At 44.8% G+C, this 18,180-nt stretch carries 15 protein-coding genes and 1 tRNA gene; 12 read left to right on the plus strand and 4 right to left on the minus strand.

The window, feature by feature from the left end:
• Positions 1-197: 197 nt before the first annotated feature.
• The 3 genes from IDJ77_RS06320 (at position 198) to IDJ77_RS06330 (ending at position 3,380) form a co-directional block, all read left to right on the plus strand.
• Entirely contained in the window at positions 198-1,058 is an 861-nt protein-coding gene (locus IDJ77_RS06320; RefSeq protein ID WP_191188097.1) for an OmpA/MotB family protein, read from the plus strand.
• Positions 1,059-1,321: 263 nt separating this feature from the next.
• Entirely contained in the window at positions 1,322-2,065 is a 744-nt protein-coding gene (locus tag IDJ77_RS06325; RefSeq protein ID WP_191188098.1) for a glycosyltransferase family 2 protein, read from the plus strand.
• Position 2,066: 1 nt separating this feature from the next.
• Entirely contained in the window at positions 2,067-3,380 is a 1,314-nt protein-coding gene (locus IDJ77_RS06330; protein ID WP_191188099.1) for a hypothetical protein, read from the plus strand.
• A gap of 69 nt (positions 3,381-3,449) precedes the next feature.
• Here IDJ77_RS06330 and IDJ77_RS06335 read toward each other — a convergent pair.
• A tRNA-Pro gene (locus IDJ77_RS06335) sits at positions 3,450-3,523 on the minus strand.
• Positions 3,524-3,639: 116 nt separating this feature from the next.
• Between IDJ77_RS06335 and IDJ77_RS06340 the strand changes: the two genes are divergently transcribed.
• The 5 genes from IDJ77_RS06340 to IDJ77_RS06360 all read left to right on the plus strand — a co-directional run bounded on the left by IDJ77_RS06340 (position 3,640) and on the right by IDJ77_RS06360 (position 10,611).
• A complete protein-coding gene (locus tag IDJ77_RS06340; RefSeq protein WP_191188100.1) occupies positions 3,640-6,939 on the plus strand; it encodes a DUF4175 family protein in 3,300 nt (1,099 codons plus the stop codon).
• The gene (locus IDJ77_RS06345; RefSeq protein WP_224750994.1) at positions 6,917-7,363 is read left to right on the plus strand and encodes an ATP-binding protein; all 447 of its coding nucleotides are present in this window, start codon (positions 6,917-6,919) and stop codon (positions 7,361-7,363) included. Before IDJ77_RS06340 ends, IDJ77_RS06345 begins: the two co-directional genes overlap by 23 nt.
• Positions 7,363-7,788, plus strand: coding sequence for an rRNA maturation RNase YbeY (ybeY, locus tag IDJ77_RS06350; RefSeq protein WP_191188101.1), 426 nt, complete (start codon positions 7,363-7,365; stop codon positions 7,786-7,788). The genes IDJ77_RS06345 and ybeY overlap by 1 nt, the downstream gene beginning before the upstream one ends.
• A gap of 45 nt (positions 7,789-7,833) precedes the next feature.
• Positions 7,834-8,349, plus strand: a complete 516-nt coding sequence (locus tag IDJ77_RS06355; protein WP_191188102.1) for a glutathione peroxidase — start codon at positions 7,834-7,836, stop codon at positions 8,347-8,349.
• Positions 8,350-8,496: 147 nt separating this feature from the next.
• On the plus strand, positions 8,497-10,611 hold the full coding sequence (locus tag IDJ77_RS06360; protein ID WP_191188103.1) for a prolyl oligopeptidase family serine peptidase: 2,115 nt from the start codon (positions 8,497-8,499) through the stop codon (positions 10,609-10,611).
• A gap of 82 nt (positions 10,612-10,693) precedes the next feature.
• Here IDJ77_RS06360 and IDJ77_RS06365 read toward each other — a convergent pair whose 3' ends face one another.
• The 3 genes from IDJ77_RS06365 to IDJ77_RS06375 are packed head-to-tail and all read right to left on the minus strand — an operon-like array spanning position 10,694 to position 13,039.
• Positions 10,694-11,482: an MlaD family protein gene (locus tag IDJ77_RS06365; protein ID WP_191188104.1), complete on the minus strand. Its 789-nt coding sequence runs from the start codon at positions 11,480-11,482 to the stop codon at positions 10,694-10,696.
• On the minus strand, positions 11,479-12,261 hold the full coding sequence (locus tag IDJ77_RS06370; RefSeq protein WP_191188105.1) for an ABC transporter ATP-binding protein: 783 nt from the start codon (positions 12,259-12,261) through the stop codon (positions 11,479-11,481). The genes IDJ77_RS06365 and IDJ77_RS06370 overlap by 4 nt, the downstream gene beginning before the upstream one ends.
• Position 12,262: 1 nt before the next feature.
• Positions 12,263-13,039 (minus strand): MlaE family ABC transporter permease, encoded by a 777-nt coding sequence (locus IDJ77_RS06375; RefSeq protein WP_191188106.1) that lies wholly within the window; start codon positions 13,037-13,039, stop codon positions 12,263-12,265.
• Between the two features lie 428 nt (positions 13,040-13,467).
• On the opposite strand from IDJ77_RS06375, the gene IDJ77_RS06380 reads away from it, so the two are divergent.
• From IDJ77_RS06380 to mnmG, 4 genes are all read left to right on the plus strand, one after another.
• Complete coding sequence (locus tag IDJ77_RS06380; protein WP_191188107.1) at positions 13,468-14,121, plus strand: NAD(P)H-binding protein; 654 nt, start codon at positions 13,468-13,470, stop codon at positions 14,119-14,121.
• Positions 14,121-15,986, plus strand: coding sequence for an ABC-F family ATP-binding cassette domain-containing protein (locus IDJ77_RS06385; protein WP_191188108.1), 1,866 nt, complete (start codon positions 14,121-14,123; stop codon positions 15,984-15,986). The genes IDJ77_RS06380 and IDJ77_RS06385 overlap by 1 nt, the downstream gene beginning before the upstream one ends.
• Position 15,987: 1 nt before the next feature.
• Complete coding sequence (locus IDJ77_RS06390) at positions 15,988-16,242, plus strand: CBU_0592 family membrane protein (RefSeq protein WP_191188109.1); 255 nt, start codon at positions 15,988-15,990, stop codon at positions 16,240-16,242.
• A gap of 63 nt (positions 16,243-16,305) precedes the next feature.
• Positions 16,306-18,168: a tRNA uridine-5-carboxymethylaminomethyl(34) synthesis enzyme MnmG gene (mnmG, locus tag IDJ77_RS06395; RefSeq protein ID WP_191188110.1), complete on the plus strand. Its 1,863-nt coding sequence runs from the start codon at positions 16,306-16,308 to the stop codon at positions 18,166-18,168.
• Positions 18,169-18,180 lie beyond the last annotated feature (12 nt).

Raw genomic sequence — 18,180 nt, forward strand, 5'->3', positions numbered from 1 at the left:
CATTTTGAAAATCCTATAAAACAGTCGCCAAAGATCACACGCATGCTCCTTTTACATTTTTTTGTTTGCGAATTCTTTCGCGGTTTTATCGGGCAAAATATAAAACAGTAAGCTTCGTTTTGGTTAAAGTAAAACTTTATAGCGTTTAATCAGTTTATGCTTTATTGTTAACTAATTTGATATCAAAAACATATATTATGAAACTTCACGTAATTATCCCCGCGTTGCTAATTGTAGCAGCAATGACGCAAAGCTGTGTCAGCTCTAAAAAATACAAAGAACTGCAAAGCAATTACAGTTTATTGGACAGTAATAACCGCGACCTTAAAACCAAATACCTTACCAGCGAGCAAAACCTTGCAGTACGCACAGGCCGCGTAGTAAGCCTGGAAGAGCAGCTGGCATCCGAGCGCGCAAACGCCAAACAATTGCAAGCCGCATTAGATAAGTGTTTAACATCCAGTGGCCAGGGCAATGTAAATATCTCTAAACTGGTTGATGAGATCAACAGCTCCAACCGTTACATCCAGCAATTAGTGAACGCCAAAAACAAAAGCGACTCGCTTAACCTGGTGCTTACCAACAACCTTACCCGCTCGCTTAGCCAGGCGGAAGCACAGGGCGTTGACGTACAAGTATTGAAAGGAGTGGTTTATATTTCGTTATCGGATAACATGCTTTACAAATCGGGCAGTTACGAAATATCTGACCAGGCCGGCGCTACGCTGAGCAAAATTGCCAAGATCATTAAAGATTACAGCACCTACGATGTGCTGATAGAGGGTAACACCGATAATGTGCCTATCGCTCAAAAGAACATCCGTAACAACTGGGACCTGAGTGCCCTGCGTGCATCATCGGTAGTTCAGGCTTTGCAAAACAACTACCAGGTTGACCCAAAACGCCTAACCGCTGGCGGCCGTGGCGAGTATAACCCGGTTGCAGATAATGCTACCGAAGCCGGTAAAGTTAAAAACAGGCGTACACAAATTATCATCACACCAAAACTGGATCAGTTTATGGAATTGATAAACAAAGCACCAGAAAAACAACAGTAATAGAGATAGATGATTGTTAGATAAAAAGGCGGGCCCGGTTGGGTTCGCCTTTTTTGTTATCTGTACCCGGCAATGGACTCCTTTAACAGGTTGTGATTATGTATTTGTCAATCCACTTCCATCTCAACATTAACTATAAAATAGCAGGTAACAGCCTTATAAATAACTTTCCATTTATTATATTCGGAACGTGCTATAAATGTGCGCAAAACGGATCCGCTCAGTGGCTAAAGCCGCTTATAAGAGTGTTTTGAATAGAAAATATGTATCTAAATAAAAAAGTTGTTGTTGTTTTACCCTCATACAACGCCTCGGCAACCTTAACAAAAACATACGCCGAGATCCCTTTCGATCTGGTGGATGAAGTTGTACTGGTTGATGATAAAAGCTACGATAACACCGTTGAGATAGCAAAGGGCCTTGGGATAAACCACATCGTTGTTCACGATATAAACCGGGGGTATGGCGGCAATCAGAAGTCGTGCTATGATAAGGCCCTGGCTCTGGATGCCGATATTGTGGTAATGCTGCATCCCGACTATCAATATTCCCCAAAATTGCTGAGGGCCATGGTATCTGTTATCGGCGAAGGATTGTACGAAGTTATGTTTGGCTCGCGCATCCTCGGAAAAGGGGCGCTTAAAGGGGGCATGCCGATGTATAAGTATATATCAAACCGGGTGCTAACCCTTGCTCAAAATATTTTGATGAATCAAAAACTTTCTGAGTACCATACGGGCTACCGGGCCTACTCTGCCGCTGTTTTAAAGGCGATACCCTATCATAAAAACTCCGACGACTTTGTTTTTGATAACCAGGTTGTTGCGCAGATCTTTTATGCCAAATTTGAAATAGGGGAAATTACCTGCCCTACAAAATACTTTGAAGGTGCTTCATCTATCAGCTTTTCGCGAAGCGTGTCCTATGGCATAGGTGTGTTGGGGGTTTCCTTCCGGTATTTCTTAACCAAAATAAAGGTGTACAAATGGGATCTGTTAACGTTTTAACATGACTTATATTAAGCCGAAAGCCGTTTTAATTGCCCTGGCGCTTGCATGTATCGCCTCAATAGCGGTAATCATTATTACGCAAAGCCACGGTATTTTATATGATGAGGCTTACTTTATACCCAATATTCATTTAATAACGCGCACCGGGTTAACAACAGATTTTCTTCTAAAAATCACCGGCTCTCCCGGGCCAACCTACGCCGTAATACATGGCTTGTTTACCGGCATTACCCATTTTAGTGTATTAGGCATCCGGCTTACAAACTTCGGGCTGTTTTTGCTACTGCTCTTTTTTATATACTTAAATGCTACGTTGCTGAATGCCGAATCGCCGATAACCGTTTCCGCCAATTTTATTTTTGTGCCTATTGTATGGGTGGTATGTGGCCTGGCGCTAACAGAAACCCCCACCATGCTTTGCGCCATGGTAAGTTTATATTTTATGCTGCGCTGCTTTACCGGAAACCAACCCTTGCTGCCCCGGGTAGCTTTGGCCATCTTGGCCGGGTTATTTTTATCTTTCGCTATACTTGGCCGTTCCTTTTTCCTGATGGTTGTGCTGGCTTTTCTGGCCTGCATCATTGTAAACTATCTTGCCACAAAGTTTGATAGTCACAACATTAAAAGCTCAAAAAAGGCTTCGATTGTTCTTAATAAATCCGGCGCTCCTTTGCTTTTAAGCCTGTTTCTGATCTTTTCGCTACTGCTACCTATTCGTGTGTTTATGATCTGGGGGGCGCTGGCTCCTCCTACAGAAACTGCAATAGTTGGCGCCAATAACCTGTCGCTGGTACCCTGGTATGGCCTGCTTTCTTTTTGTTATTGTGGCTTCGTAACTGTAATACTGGCGCCTAAATGGTTTGTCATCGAAAAAAAAACCATCATCGCCGCATGTATTGTTAGCCTGGTTTTCCTGGTTGTTAATATCAATAAAGGTTATTTTGAGTTCGCGCCATTTTTAAGCGCCGCGGGTAAATTCCTAAGTCCGGCTATGTTTTCCTGGTATCAGCGGGCCATACCGGCGCTGGTGGTTTTCCTGTCGTTCCAGTTTTTGTTATCGTCTGTTATTCGCTTGTGGGAAAACAGGCACGACCCGGTTTTTATATTTATCGGGCTAACCGTACTATTCATAGCTTTTTCTGCCATCAAAGTAAAAGTGCAATTCTCCAGCAGATACGTTGCCCAGGTTGTCCCCTATTTTCTGTTGCTGTTTATCCCCTATGAAAAACCCGACTGGCAAAAAGTTATCCGGGTATGCATCGGCTCGGCCCTAGGGTTTTTGTCGCTGTATTTTTATTACCACGTTGGGTAAATCGTTGAGGCAATAAAGCGGGCATAAAAAAGCCTTCAATCTTGCGACTAAAGGCTTTTAACTTAAATGTCGGGATGAGAAGATTCGAACTTCCGACCTCCAGCACCCCATGCTGGCGCGATACCGGGCTACGCTACATCCCGAACAATTGGGCAGCAAATATAATCAGCCGGGAGTATTCTTACAAAAAAACTCTATTACATATTAATTAAACCCTTATTTTCGTTTTAAACCGGTACATTGGTAGCTTAGCCTTTTTATGACGCCCGCCGAAAACTATGACCTGCTGATCGATAAGATCAACACATTCATTCGTAAATACCATTATAACAACCTGCTGCGCGGGCTGATATTTTTGGGCGCGGGTATATTTTCGGCGTACGTGATAATAACTTTGGGCGAATATTTCGGCAATTTTAACACTACACTTCGAACCATCCTGTTCTACTTTTTTATTTTGCTGAACCTGGGTTTAATAGCCTGGCTGGTGCTCCCCCCCTTACTGGCGCGCCTGCAGTTAGGCAAAACGCTCACGCACGACCAGGCTGCGGAGATCATCGGCAAGCACTTTCATGATGTGAATGATAAACTGCTGAACACCCTGCAGCTAAAAAAACAAGCCCTCGATAATGCCGAGCACCGCGACCTGATAGAAGCCAGCATCAACCAAAAGATAGAAACCCTGAAGCCGGTAAGTTTCCCCTCAGCGGTGAATATTCGCGAGAATAACAAATACCTAAAGTATGTTATCCCGCCGGCGGCCATCATTTGCATCATCGCGTTTGCGGCGCCATCTATCTTAACCGAAAGCACCAAAAGGCTTATCCGCCATAACGAATATTTTGCGCCGGTTGCGCCTTTTCAGTTTATGGTGATGAATAAAGATCTATCCGCAGTGCAGGGCGAAGATTTTAAATTGGATTTGAAATTAACCGGCGATAAACTGCCATCGGATGTGTATGTAGAAACCGCCACCAATACCTTTAAGTTGGACAAAGAGAACATCAGCCGCTTCCATTACCTGTTTACCAACCTGCAGCAGAATACTACTTTCAAACTATCCGGCAATGGCTTTACTTCTGTACCATACGAAATTAAGGTAAATCTGAAACCCGTTTTGCTTCATTTTGATGCCGAACTGAGCTACCCCGCTTACCTCCACAAAAAAAACGAAGTTGTTGCCAACGCGGGCGACTTAACCTTGCCTGCTGGTACCGTAGTTAACTGGCGGTTCCACACGCAAAACGCGAATGCACTGTTGTTCCGCATCAACAATAATAATATTGCGCTTCAGCCCTCGGCGACAGATGTTTTCGAGCATCGCGAGCGGATAGTAAAAAACACGGCTTACAATATTAGTCCGCTTAACAATTCGGTTAAACGCAGCGATGCTGCCGGTTACCGCATCAGTGTAATTACCGACGAAGCCCCTTCAATAGAGGTACAGGAAAAGCCCGACAGCGTTAGCCTTAAAGCCATTTACTTCAACGGCAAAATACAGGACGATCACGGTTTTTCTTCCTTAACCTTCCATTATAAAATTGGCGATAAAGGCGAAGAAAAATCATTCACCAAACAGGTTAGGGCTGATCTTTCTGCAACGCAAACCGGCTTCTTCCATTTTTGGAGCCTGAAAGAAACCGGCATAAAACCCGGTGATGTGGTTACCTATTATTTTGAGGTCGCCGATAACGACGGCGTAAGCGGCCCCAAAACCACCCGCTCGCCCGAACGTACTTTAACCGTGCCGGATGCCGCAGCATTAGCCGAACAATTAAACGCAAGCACGCAGACGGTAAAAGATAAAATGGCATCGGCAGTAAAGCTGGCCGCGCAGATAGAGAAAGACGCGCAAAAACTTAACCAGGCCCTATTGGATAAAAACAACCTCTCATTTGATGAGAAAAAGCAGGTGGAAGAACTGTTGCAAAAGAAGAAGGATCTGGAAGAACTGGTAAAAGATGTTCAAAAAGAGAATAAAAAGAACCTGTACAACCGCCAGGAAAATTTTAAGCAAAATGAAGAACTGCTGGAGAAGCAAAAACAGATAGAAGACCTGTTTAACAATGTGCTGGACGAAAAAACTAAAGATATGCTGGAAAAACTGCAAAAGCTGTTAGACCAGGATCAGAAGGACTCCACCCGTGATGAGCTCTCCAAAATGCAGAGCGATAATAAATCGTTGAAAAAAGAGCTCGACCGGATGTTGGAGCTTTACAAAAAGCTGGAGTTTGAACAAAAGCTTAACCAAGTGATCAATCAGTTAGATCAACTGTCCAATGAGCAGCAGCAACTTGCCGATAAAACCCAAAAAGACGGCAACAACCAGCAAGACCTGCAAAAACAGGAAAAACTGAACAAGGATTTTGATGCGGTAAAAAAATCGATGGACGACCTGCAGAAAACCAACGAGCAGAACGGCAAAAAGGAATCCTTCGAGAACCCGGAAAAAGAAAAGCAAGCCATTGAGCAGCAGATGGAACAAAGCAGCGAGAACCTGAAAAAGGAGAACCGCAAGCAGGCATCCAAATCGCAGCAGTCTGCCGCTAAGCAAATGAAAGAGCTGGCTCAAAAGATGGCGCAACAGGAGGCCGAGGGCGAAGAAAGCGAAAACGCCATAGATGCGCGGCAGCTGCGCGAACTGTTAAAATCGTTGGTGAACAGCTCCTTTAGCCAGGAAAAGCTGATGCAGCAATTGCGCAACACCACCCCTTCGGACCCAAACTACACCAAGCTGGCCCAAAGCCAAAAGGATATAAAGGATAACCTTAAAACCGCCGAAGATAGTTTGTATTCGATAAGCCGCCGCGTTCCACAGATACAATCAACTGTGAACAAGGAGGTTACAGCCATCAATTCAATGATAGACCAGGCGCTGGAAAAACTGGGCGACCGCCGCACCGCGGAGGCCTTGCGTAACCAGCAATTTGCCATGACATCCATGAATAACCTTGCCTTGTTGCTCAGCGAGGCCTTGAGCCAGCTGCAAAAGCAGATGAACAAAAGCAAAGGCGGCAAAGGTAAAAGCGGGCAGCCATCCTTATCGCAACTAAGCAAAATGCAGCAAAAGCTAAACGAAAACATGCAAAAGGCCCGCGAACAAATGCAGCAGCAAGGCCAGGGGCAGGGCATGAGTGAGCAATTGGCCCGATTGGCCCGCGAGCAGCAACTGATACGGCAAACGCTGCAGCAAATAAGCCGCGAACAAAAAAAGGACGGAACGGGGCAAGCGGGCGGTTTGGATAAAATTTCAAAAGAAATGGAACAAACTGAGAACGATCTCGTAAACAGGAGAATTACCGATGAAGCATTAAAAAGGCAGCAGCAAATACAAACACGTTTGCTGGAGGCCGAGAAGGCTGAGCAGCAACGCGAACAGGATCAGAAGAGGGAGGCCCGTGCCGCTACAGATATGCCTCCCGGATACATAAAAGCCCTGCAGGATTACGAACAAGTGAGGGCTAAGCAAACCGAACAGCTTAAAACCGTTCCATCGGCACTAAATTTGTACTACAGGCAAAAAATAAAACTATACTTTGATCAACTTAATGGTAAATGACATGGAGCAGGAAAACGTTCAAACGGGACGATTATATACACTGCAGCTTCCGTCTAAGTATGAAAGCATAAACCTGCTGGAGGCTTTGATAGAAGAAATAGCGGATAAATACCAGGTGAGCGACGATACGTTCGCCAACATGATGACCTGCCTTAACGAAGCCGTTGTGAACGCTATTGTACACGGTAACAAGCTTGATGCTGATAAATTAGTAATTGTAAATGCCGAAGTAGAACCCAAACGCGTTATATGGACCGTTAGCGACCAGGGCCCCGGCTTTGATTATAACAACCTTGCCGACCCAACCGCGCCTGATAAATTAGAAGAACTTACCGGCCGCGGCGTATTCATCCTAAAACACCTCGCCGATCAGTGCATTTTTAACGCCAGCGGCAACGAGGTGGAACTACATTTTAAAATATAATGCCCGCAATAACTTTTTTCGAAGAAGGGATCAGCTATAAATTAAAAAACAAAACCGCGGTACGCAAATGGCTAACAGATACCATTGTTGCCGAAGGTTTTAAGCTGAACGAACTCAACTACATTTTTTGCTCGGACGAGTACCTGCTGCAAATAAACCAGCAATACCTGGATCATGACACCTATACCGATATCATCACTTTCGATAATTCGGAAGAAGAAGGGATCATTGTTGGCGATATTTTTATCTCTATAGAACGGATAAAAGAGAACGCCGCCAAATTTTCTGTTACCGAAGCCCAGGAACTCCACCGGGTGATGGTACACGGTGCTTTGCATTTGCTGGGCTATAAAGATAAATCTGCCGCGGATAAGAAAAAAATGACTTTAAAAGAAGATCATTATTTGGCTGAAAGAAGTTTTTAATCCTACTTTTACAGTATAAATTATTCATCTCCAATTTTTTAACCAATGAAAACACTTGCATTAATACTTACACTGCTGTTTATATCCCCTGCACCATCGTCAGTATACGATTTTAAACTAAAGACCATAGATGGTAAAGCCTTTTCGCTAAAAAAATACAAAGGCAAAAAAGTGCTTATTGTAAACACAGCTTCCAAATGCGGTTTTACCGTACAATACACCGATCTGCAAAAACTTGCCGAGCAGTATAAAGACAAATTGGTTGTTGTTGGCTTCCCTGCAAATAACTTTGGTGGCCAGGAGCCCGGTACCGAACAGGATATCAAAACCTTTTGCCACGATAACTTTAACGTTACCTTCCCGATGAGTGGCAAAGTAAGCGTTACCGGTTTGGATATCAACCCATTGTTTAAGTATTTAACCACTGCCGAAAACCCTGATTTTACAGGCGACGTAAAATGGAATTTTGAGAAATTCCTGATAGATGAGAATGGTAAGCTGATTCACCGTTACCGTTCGGCTACCAAACCATTGGATCCGGCAATTACAAGCGCGTTATAATCCAAAAAAAGCATTTAAAAAGGCTGTTCCCGATACTGGGAACAGCCTTTTTTGTTGATAGGCCCTCCAATTTGGTTGCTTTTATATTTTGAGTTCCCGGCAAGGGCTTTTTCCACTTATATTAGCGATAAACTCTTTTGCGTCCACATGAAAAAAATTATCCCAATGCTGGTTGTTGCCCTCGCAATAGTTAGCCACACAAAAGCACAAATGAATATTAAAACACTCCCATACCCGCAAACTAAAAAAGGTGATGTTACTGATACTTACTTCGGCACCGCGGTACCCGACCCATACCGCTGGCAGGAGGATGACCGCGCTGAAGACACTAAAGCGTGGGTTATTGCCGAAAACAAGGTCACACAGGATTATCTAGGGCAGATCTCCTTCCGCGAAAACATCCGCAAGCGCCTGGAAGTATTGTGGAACTACGAAAAATATAGCGCCCCGTTTAAAGAAGGCAAGTACACCTACTTTTATAAAAACGACGGCCTGCAAAGCCAATCCTTACTATACCGTCAACTGGGCGATGGTAAACCCGAGGTTTTCCTGGACCCTACAAAATTCTCTAAAGACGGCACCACCTCCCTTGCCGGCATCAATTTTTCTAAGGATGGCAGCCTTGCGGCCTACCAAATCTCGGAAGGAGGGTCGGACTGGCGCAAGGTTATTGTTATTAACACCGCCGATAAAAGTCGCGTAGGCGACACCTTGACTAATGTAAAATTCTCTGGAATCGCCTGGTATAAAAATGACGGTTTTTATTACAGCAGTTACGATAAACCTAAAGCGGGCAGCGAGTTAGCCGGTTTAACTCAATACCACAAACTGTTCTACCACAAGCTGGGTACGGCGCAATCCGAAGATAAAATGATCTTTGGCGGCGATGTCACGCCCCGCCGGTATATTGGCGCGGGTTTAACGGAAGATGAGCGCTTCCTGGTTATCAGCGCAGCTACATCTACTACCGGTAACGAGCTGTATATTAAGGACATGACGGTACCGAACAGCCCCATTGTGAACATTGTAGACAATTTTGAAAAAGAGCATAGCGTAATTGACAATGTTGGCAGCAAACTTTACATTTTTACTAACCTTAATGCGCCCAACTACAGGCTGGTAACGGTTGATGCCACTAACCCTAAACCTGCTAACTGGAAAGATCTGATCCCCGAAACGCAAAACGTATTGGGCGTCTCAACCGGCGGCGGTAAAATATTCGCGGAATATTTAAAGGACGCTACATCCCTGGTGAAGCAGTATGATATGAATGGCAAATTCGAGCATGATATTGCACTGCCTTCTGTTGGCTCGGCCGGCGGTTTTGGTGCAAAAAAGCACGAGACGGAAACCTATTACAGCTTTACCTCCTACATATACCCGAGCACCATCTTTAAATACGATATAGCAACAGGCAAGTCTATCGTTTACAAAAAATCCGGCGTGCAATTTAACCCGGAGTTATACGAATCTAAACAGGTGTTTTATACCTCAAAAGATGGCACCAAAGTACCGATGATCATTACCTACAAAAAGGGCACGGTGCTTAACGGTAAAAACCCAACCATGCTGTATGCTTACGGCGGCTTTAGTGTGAGCATGACGCCGGGCTTCAGTACTTCCAACATCATCTTGCTGGAGCATGGCGGCATCTATGCAGTGCCTAACCTGCGCGGTGGTGGTGAATATGGCGAAAAATGGCACCTCGCCGGCACCAAAATGCAAAAGCAGAACGTGTTTGACGATTTTATTGCTGCGGCACAATACCTTATCGATAACAAATACACCTCTAAAGAATACCTGGCCTTATCTGGCGGCTCTAACGGTGGTTTGCTTGTTGGCGCAACTATTACGCAGCGTCCTGATCTTTGCCAGGTAGCTTTCCCTGCGGTTGGCGTAATGGATATGCTGAGGTATAACAAATTTACCGCGGGTGCCGGCTGGGCCTATGATTACGGCACCGCCGAAGATTCTAAGGAAATGTTCGACTACTTGTACAAATACTCGCCCTACCACGCCCTAAAGCCGGCAGAGTATCCGGCAACGCTGGTAACCACGGCAGATCACGACGACCGTGTGGTACCTGCACACTCCTTTAAATTCGCTTCGCGGCTTCAGGAAATGCAGAAAGGCGCAGCTCCTGTTCTTATCCGTATAGAAACCAAGGCTGGCCATGGTGCAGGCAGGTCAACCGCGCAGGTGATAAATGAGCAAGCCGATAAATGGGCGTTCATGTTCCAGAATATGGGAATCAAATTTTAAGGCTTTCTTATACTCTTTAAACAAGTAAAGCACTCTTTTGGAGTGCTTTACTTGTTTAAAATGCCTGTTGATTATCAACTATTTAATTCGCCTTTTCTGTTGCTTTTTCAGCAGCTTTTTGCTTGGCTTTGATCTTCTCTTCCTGTACCTTTTTAATAGAATCCTGCTTTTCCTTTTTGGCCTTTTCCTTTTTCTTAAAGAAGCCTCTTAAAAGAAAGTTATGCTGGGCCGCCTGCAGGTCTTCATTTAGTGTCGCTGTAGTGGCATGTACACCCTTCATGGTGGTTTGTGCTTGCTTTACGGTACCTTCCAGGTCGCGGGCAATTTTATCATTGTTCAGCAAACGGCCAATGCTGCCTTTGCCGCTGTTTACCTTGGCTACGATCTCGGCCAGATTGCTGGTGAGCACTTCGGCATTATCTGCAACTTTAGTTAGTTTGGTTATTATTTTATCTACATCTACCGGGTTTATGGCATTCAGCTCGTTATCATCGGCAATTTCCTGGGTGCTGGTTACGCCGCCCGGGGCTATCACCACCAGTTTATCGCCCATCAACCCGTCGCTGCCAATGCTCATTTTCGAATCTTTCTTGATGAATTTCTTTACGGATTTGTTCAGACTGAGGTCTACGCGCACCGAACTATCGGTAACTATATTAATGCTTTCTACCACACCCACGTTTATCCCGGCAAAGCGCACATTGTTACCAACAGTAAGCCCGTTTACGTTTTTAAACGTACCGTATACTCTAAAGGTGGAATTGAACAGGCTTTTTTGATTGCCGATAAAGAATACGGCCAGTAGCAGTATTACAAACCCGATGACGGTGAATACGCCTATCTTTATTTTTTGTGATGATGTGGTTCTCATGTTGTTGTGTTAAAAAAAGATCTTACCAGTTCGTCGCCCGAGTTTTGCAGCTCGTCGAACGAGCCCTCGGCTATGTATTTACCATCGTTCATGATCACCACGCGGTCGCCGGTTATTTTGGCGCATTCCATATCGTGGGTAATAATGATGGATGATGTTTTATATTTCTTTTGCATATTCAGGATGAGTTCGCTTATCTCGCGCGAAGTAATTGGATCCAGACCTGTCGTGGGCTCGTCGTAAAGCATAATTTCGGGCTTCACTATCATGGTACGCGCCAGGCCTACACGTTTGCGCATGCCGCCGGATAGATCCGACGGAATTTTATCTATCGCGTCGAGCAATCCCACGCCTTCCAGCACTTCTTCTACCCGCTGATCTATCTCTGCCTTATCCTTCATTTTTAACACCCGTGTAAGCGGAAATTCGAGGTTCTCGCGCACGGTCATGGAATCGTATAAGGCCCCGCTTTGGAACAGGAAGCCAACCTTGGTGCGCAGGGCTTTTAGCTCTGTTTCGTTCATATCGGCAACCAGGTCGCCAAATACCTTTACCGTGCCCTCATCCGGGTTTAACAGCCCAACGATGCATTGTATAGTAACCGACTTACCCTGCCCCGATTTGCCTAACACCACCACGTTCTCGCCGCGCTTTAGCTTCAGGCTGATATCTTTTAGCACCTCTTTGCTACCGAAGGCTTTGGAGATATGCTCGATATCTACCACAACCTCGTTAAGATTGTGCTTTTGTTCACCGTTATGCTTTACCTGTTCTTCCATATTACCTGTAGAATAAAATACTGGTGACCTGTACGGCAAAAGCATCTATCACAAAGATCCACAGCGAGGCGGTTACCACTGCCGAATTTGCTGCGAGGCCAACACTCTCGGTGCCTTTATTAGAATGAAAGCCTTTGTAGCAGCCCACAAACCCTATTGCGAAGCCAAAAAATATGGTTTTAACAAAGGCCGGCAAAAAATCGATGAATTCTAATGAAGAAATACACTTGTGGAAGTATAACGAAAAGCTGATCTCGTCTGTAAAGTTTAATGCCAGAAAGCCGCCGTACAAGCCTATAACATCGCCCATTAATGCCAATATCGGTACCATAATGCTGGTTGCCAGGATGCGTGTAACCACCAGGTACTGCATGGGGTTGGCGCCAGATACTTCCATGGCATCAATCTGTTCGGTCACCTTCATACTCCCCAATTCGGCACCTATACCAGACGCTATTTTGCCGGCGCAGATGATAGCGGTAATTACCGGGCCCATTTCGCGGATGAAGGATACCGCGAGTGTTTTTGGCAGCATACTCTCTGCCCCCATATCAACCATAGATGGCCGTAGTTGCAGGATGAGCACCAAACCCATAATAAAAGAGGTTAAGCCAACCAGCATAAACGATTTATATCCAATTTCGTAACACTGCCGCACAAACTCCGACCACTCAAATCCACCGGTAAAAATATTACGGAAAAAACGACTGAAGAAAACGCCCTGTTCGCCAACGCTCTCCATCCATTTTTTATACCCGGGTATTGCCTGTTCTGCCATAAAATTCTAATTACTTGCCAGTTATAAACAATCTGTTTGGTATTTGTTTGGGTTGGGCTATTATTTAACTCCGGCTTAAAACTTTATGCTAAGCAAGAAAATGCATGCGCTGCCTCGAAACTATAACTGGTTGGGAAGATTAACAGCGGATGGGGGTAATTGTTTAGAGGCTCCGTATTGAGCATCCCGTGAAGTTATCCTACTCAGACTACCACCAGGCAGCACCTCCTTCGGGTTGAATTAAATAGCAAGCAAAAAACAGACCAGAATTAATTATAAAGCATTAATTATTAGACAGTTATATAAAACACAGTAGTCGTTGCGCGTCTTCTACCATTGTCACTCCCCTATCTTTTACACAACAAAAACATACCATTTATAACCACTATTTTATTTATGCGTATTTTTGCGGTTTAAACTGGCCATCAATGGGATATAAGGCAATTATAGTGGGCGCAAGCGGGCTTGTCGGCAGTGAACTGCTGACGATATTGCTGAACCATGCCGAATACGACGAAGTTTTGGTTTTGGTTAGGAAAGAGCTTCCTGTAACGCATAAAAAGCTGGCACAGTTGGTAATAGACTTTGATGAGCTGCATCAATATGCTGCATCCATAGCCGGGCATGCCGTGTTTAGCTGCCTGGGAACCACCAACGCTAAAACACCCGATAAGACGCAGTACCGCAAAATAGACCACGATTATCCCTTACAGATAGCACAATTAGCGCACGCAAACGGCGTTAAACAATTCCATTTGGTCTCGGCCATTGGGGCTAATAGTAAATCGTCTGCCTTTTATATAAAACTAAAAGGCGAGCTGGAGGATGATCTTAAGACCGTTGGTTTAGAAAGCCTTCATATCTATCAACCGTCCATGTTATATGGGGGACGAAAAGAGCACAGAGCATTGGAAAACATTTTCATTGGCCTATTTAAAGTGGTTGACCACGTGCTGATCGGTGGCCTAAGAAAATACCGCAGCATTAGTGGTGAAACCGTAGCCAACGCGATGTATAAAAATTCATTGAAGGCTACACCCGGCACACATACATACACATTCGATAATATAAAGAACGCTTAGTGAGTACATACATTTCGGCCGAGAATTTGGGCCATTCCTTTCATGATAACTGGTTGTTTAAAAACCTTACCATTGGCATCAACCGCGGCCGCAGGGTTGCCTTAGTGGGCATTAATGGTGCAGGTAAGTCTACCTTACTGAAGATCCTTTCTGGTTCATTAAAACCAACCGAGGGCAAAGTTGCGCAAAGCAAAGACCTGAACGTTGGCTACCTTGAACAGGACCCGCATTTTAAAAACGCGGTTACCATCAGCGATTACATCTTCCATGCTGATAATATCCAGCAGCAGTTGATCCGCCGTTACGAGGAGTTGTTGGAGAACGACCCGGATAATATGAAGGAGATGGACAAGATCATGGAGGAGATGAGCGATATCGATGCCTGGGATTATGAGTACAAAATAAAAACCATTCTAGGCCGGCTGGATATTCATCACCTTAATCAGCATATCAATACGCTATCAGGTGGGCAAAAGAAACGTTTGGCTTTGGCCAAACTGCTGATAGAAGACCCGGAGATCTATATTTTAGATGAGCCTACCAACCACCTGGACATTGACACCATAGAGTGGCTGGAGAAATTATTGACCGAAGGTAGCAGAACCATCCTGATGGTTACGCACGACAGGTACTTCCTGGATAACGTTTGTAACGAGATACTGGAGATAGATAAAGGAAAAATCATCCCTTACTTTGGTAACTATGGTTATTACCTCGAAAAGAAAGCCGAGCGCGAAGCATCAGATGAAGCTTCTTTTCAAAAGAACTCTAACCTGTTAAGGAAGGAATTGGAGTGGATGCGCCGCCAGCCGAAGGCACGTGGTACCAAATCTAAATCGCGCATTGATGCGTTTTACGATCTGGGGGATAAAACCAAGAACAACGGCCCGAAGCAAAATGTGGAACTGAGCGTAAAAATTGCGCGCCAGGGTAACAAGATAATGGAGATGCACGAGGTAAGTAAAGGCTTCAATGGCAATACTTATATCGATAAATTCAGCTACATATTTAAAAAAGGCGACCGTATTGGTTTAGCCGGCAAGAACGGCAGCGGCAAATCAACCATGTTGAATTTGATCACCGATGGTTTAACGCCGGATAGTGGTGAGATCATTAAAGGCGAAACCACCGTTATCGGCTACTTTAACCAGGCGGGTTTATCCTTTAAAGATGATGAGCGTGTTATAGATATCGTAAAGAACGTTGCGGAGTTTATCACCATGGCAGATGGTAAGCTGATCTCCGCTTCGGCGTTGCTTACATTGTTTCTCTTCCCCCCTGCCAAGCAATATGGCATGGTTGCCAAGCTGAGTGGTGGTGAAAAGAAGCGTTTGCACCTAATGAGCATCCTCATGAAGAACCCCAACTTCCTGATACTGGATGAGCCTACCAATGATTTGGATATAGATACCCTGAACGTATTGGAAGAGTTTTTAACCAATTATCCGGGCATTCTGATGATCGTATCGCACGACAGGTACCTGCTTGATAAAATGGCTGAGCAACTCTTTATTATGGAGGGTAACGGACAGGTACGCATCTATAACGGTAACTATTCATCGTACCGGATAGAGCTGGAAGAAAGCAAACAGGCCGCTAAAAAACCTGCTGCCCCTGCCCCTATACAAGCCGAAGCACCAAAGAAAGCCAAGCTTAGCTTTAAGGAAGAAAAGGAATTTGATGGATTGGAGAAAGAAATAAGCGATATTGAATTGAAGCTGAAGGAAACGACTGATGAGTTAAACACCATCAATATCGACCCAAAGAAATTACAGCAGCTTACTGATAAGATTGCTTATTTAAATAAGCAATTGGATACAAAAAGCATGCGCTGGATTGAGCTATCAGAACTGAAAGAAGCATAAAATGAAGCTATCTGACGTTATTGCATCCACCGGTGTAATCATATTATTGGCTGCCTTCTTGCTGAATTTATATAAGAAACTACCGTCGCACAGTCGCTGGTATAGTGGGATGAACTTTATAGGGGCTGGTTTATGCGGATTATCATCGTATATGATCAGCTTCTACCCTTTTGTGGTTTTAGAAAGCATTTGGGCCTTATTTGCCCTTTATTCGTTCATTGTTCCACGTGGAACATCTGCAAACGATACGAAATAATGTTCCACGTGGAACATCAAAAAGAGATATTAAACAATGTTCCACGTGGAACATGGAGGTTATATGTTTAAGAAATATAATGTAATAGTTGTTGGTGCCGGGCATGCGGGCTGTGAAGCTGCTGCTGCTGCTGCCAACCTTGGTTCATCAGTTCTCCTGATAACCATGAATATGGGAACCATTGCACAAATGAGTTGTAACCCCGCTATGGGCGGTGTTGCCAAGGGCCAAATTGTGCGCGAGATAGACGCCCTGGGTGGCTACTCTGGTATCATTACTGATAAAACGTCCCTTCAATTTAGAATGCTCAATCTCTCCAAAGGCCCCGCCATGTGGAGCCCGCGCGCCCAAAGCGACCGTGCAAGATTTGCGGAAGAATGGAGAATTGCCCTGGAGAAAACGCCAAACGTTGACTTTTGGCAAGATACTGTTACCTCCCTCCTTGTAAAGGGAAACACCATTGCAGGCGTTAAAACATCCATAGGCGTAGAGATAGAAGCCGACTCCGTAGTGCTAACAAATGGTACATTTTTAAATGGCGTAATACATATAGGCGAAAAGAAATTTGGCGGAGGCCGGTCCGGTGAGAAAGCCGCTACCGGTTTAACCGAGCAATTAATAACCCTGGGCTTTGATTCAGGCAGGATGAAAACGGGTACTCCACCCCGCGTGGATGGCCGTAGTTTGAACTATGCTTTAATGGAAGAGCAATGGGGCGATGAAGAGCGAGGGCGTTTTTCTTATACCAATGTAGAACTTGCTAAAGACCAACGCTGCTGCTGGATCACCTATACAAATACTAAAGTACACGAAACACTGAAGGAAGGCTTTGAACGCTCGCCGATGTTTACCGGTAGAATTAAAGGTTTAGGCCCGCGTTATTGCCCGTCGATAGAAGATAAAATAAACCGCTTCGCGGAGCGCGACCGTCACCAGATCTTTGTAGAACCCGAGGGATGGAACACCTGCGAGATCTATGTAAATGGTTTCTCTACGTCCCTGCCAGAGGATGTGCAGTACAAAGCACTTACCCAAATTCCGGGTTTCGAAACCGCAAAAATGTTCCGCCCGGGTTATGCTATCGAGTATGATTACTTCCCGCCTACCCAATTAGGATTAACGCTGGAGACAAAGTTGATCAGTAACCTTTACTTTGCCGGGCAGATAAACGGCACCACCGGTTACGAGGAAGCGGCATCGCAGGGCTTCATTGCAGGTATCAATGCACACCAAAAAATAAATGATCAGCACGAACTGATCCTGAAAAGGTCGGAGTCGTATATCGGCGTTTTGATAGACGACCTGGTAACCAAAGGCACGGAAGAGCCTTACCGTATGTTTACGTCAAGGGCAGAGCATCGTTTATTGCTTCGCCAGGATAACGCGGATATTCGTCTTAGCCCCATGGGCCACGACCTTGGCCTGATCAGTGATGAGCGTTTAGACAAGGTAAACCAAAAGATAAAAAACTCGGATGACATAGTTGCCTTTACCCGCAGCAAAAGTGTTGACCCGGCTGCTGTAAATAATCTGCTGGAAGAACTCGGTACCAGCCCGATAAACCAAAGCGCCAAACTGTTTAATTTATTGAGCCGCCCGCAAATTGGATTTAAGGATCTTAAAAGCATTGACCCTGCCCTGCAGGATAAACTATCGGCTTACGATAAAGAAACTATCGAGCAGGCTGAAATAAAAATTAAATATGAGAGTTACTTTATAAAAGAAATGGAAATTGTTGAGCGCATGAAAAAAATGGAGGACAGAGAGATCAATCCCGAATTTGATTACAGCCAACTGGTTTCACTTTCTAAAGAAGCGCGCGAAAAACTGAAACGGATAAAACCACGCACTTTGGGCCAGGCATCCCGCATTTCGGGCGTTTCGCCGTCGGATGTATCGGTTTTGATGGTTCATGTATCCAGATAGGTTATAAATATC

The organism is Mucilaginibacter pankratovii (assembly GCF_014773265.1).
GTDB lineage: Bacteria > Bacteroidota > Bacteroidia > Sphingobacteriales > Sphingobacteriaceae > Mucilaginibacter > Mucilaginibacter pankratovii.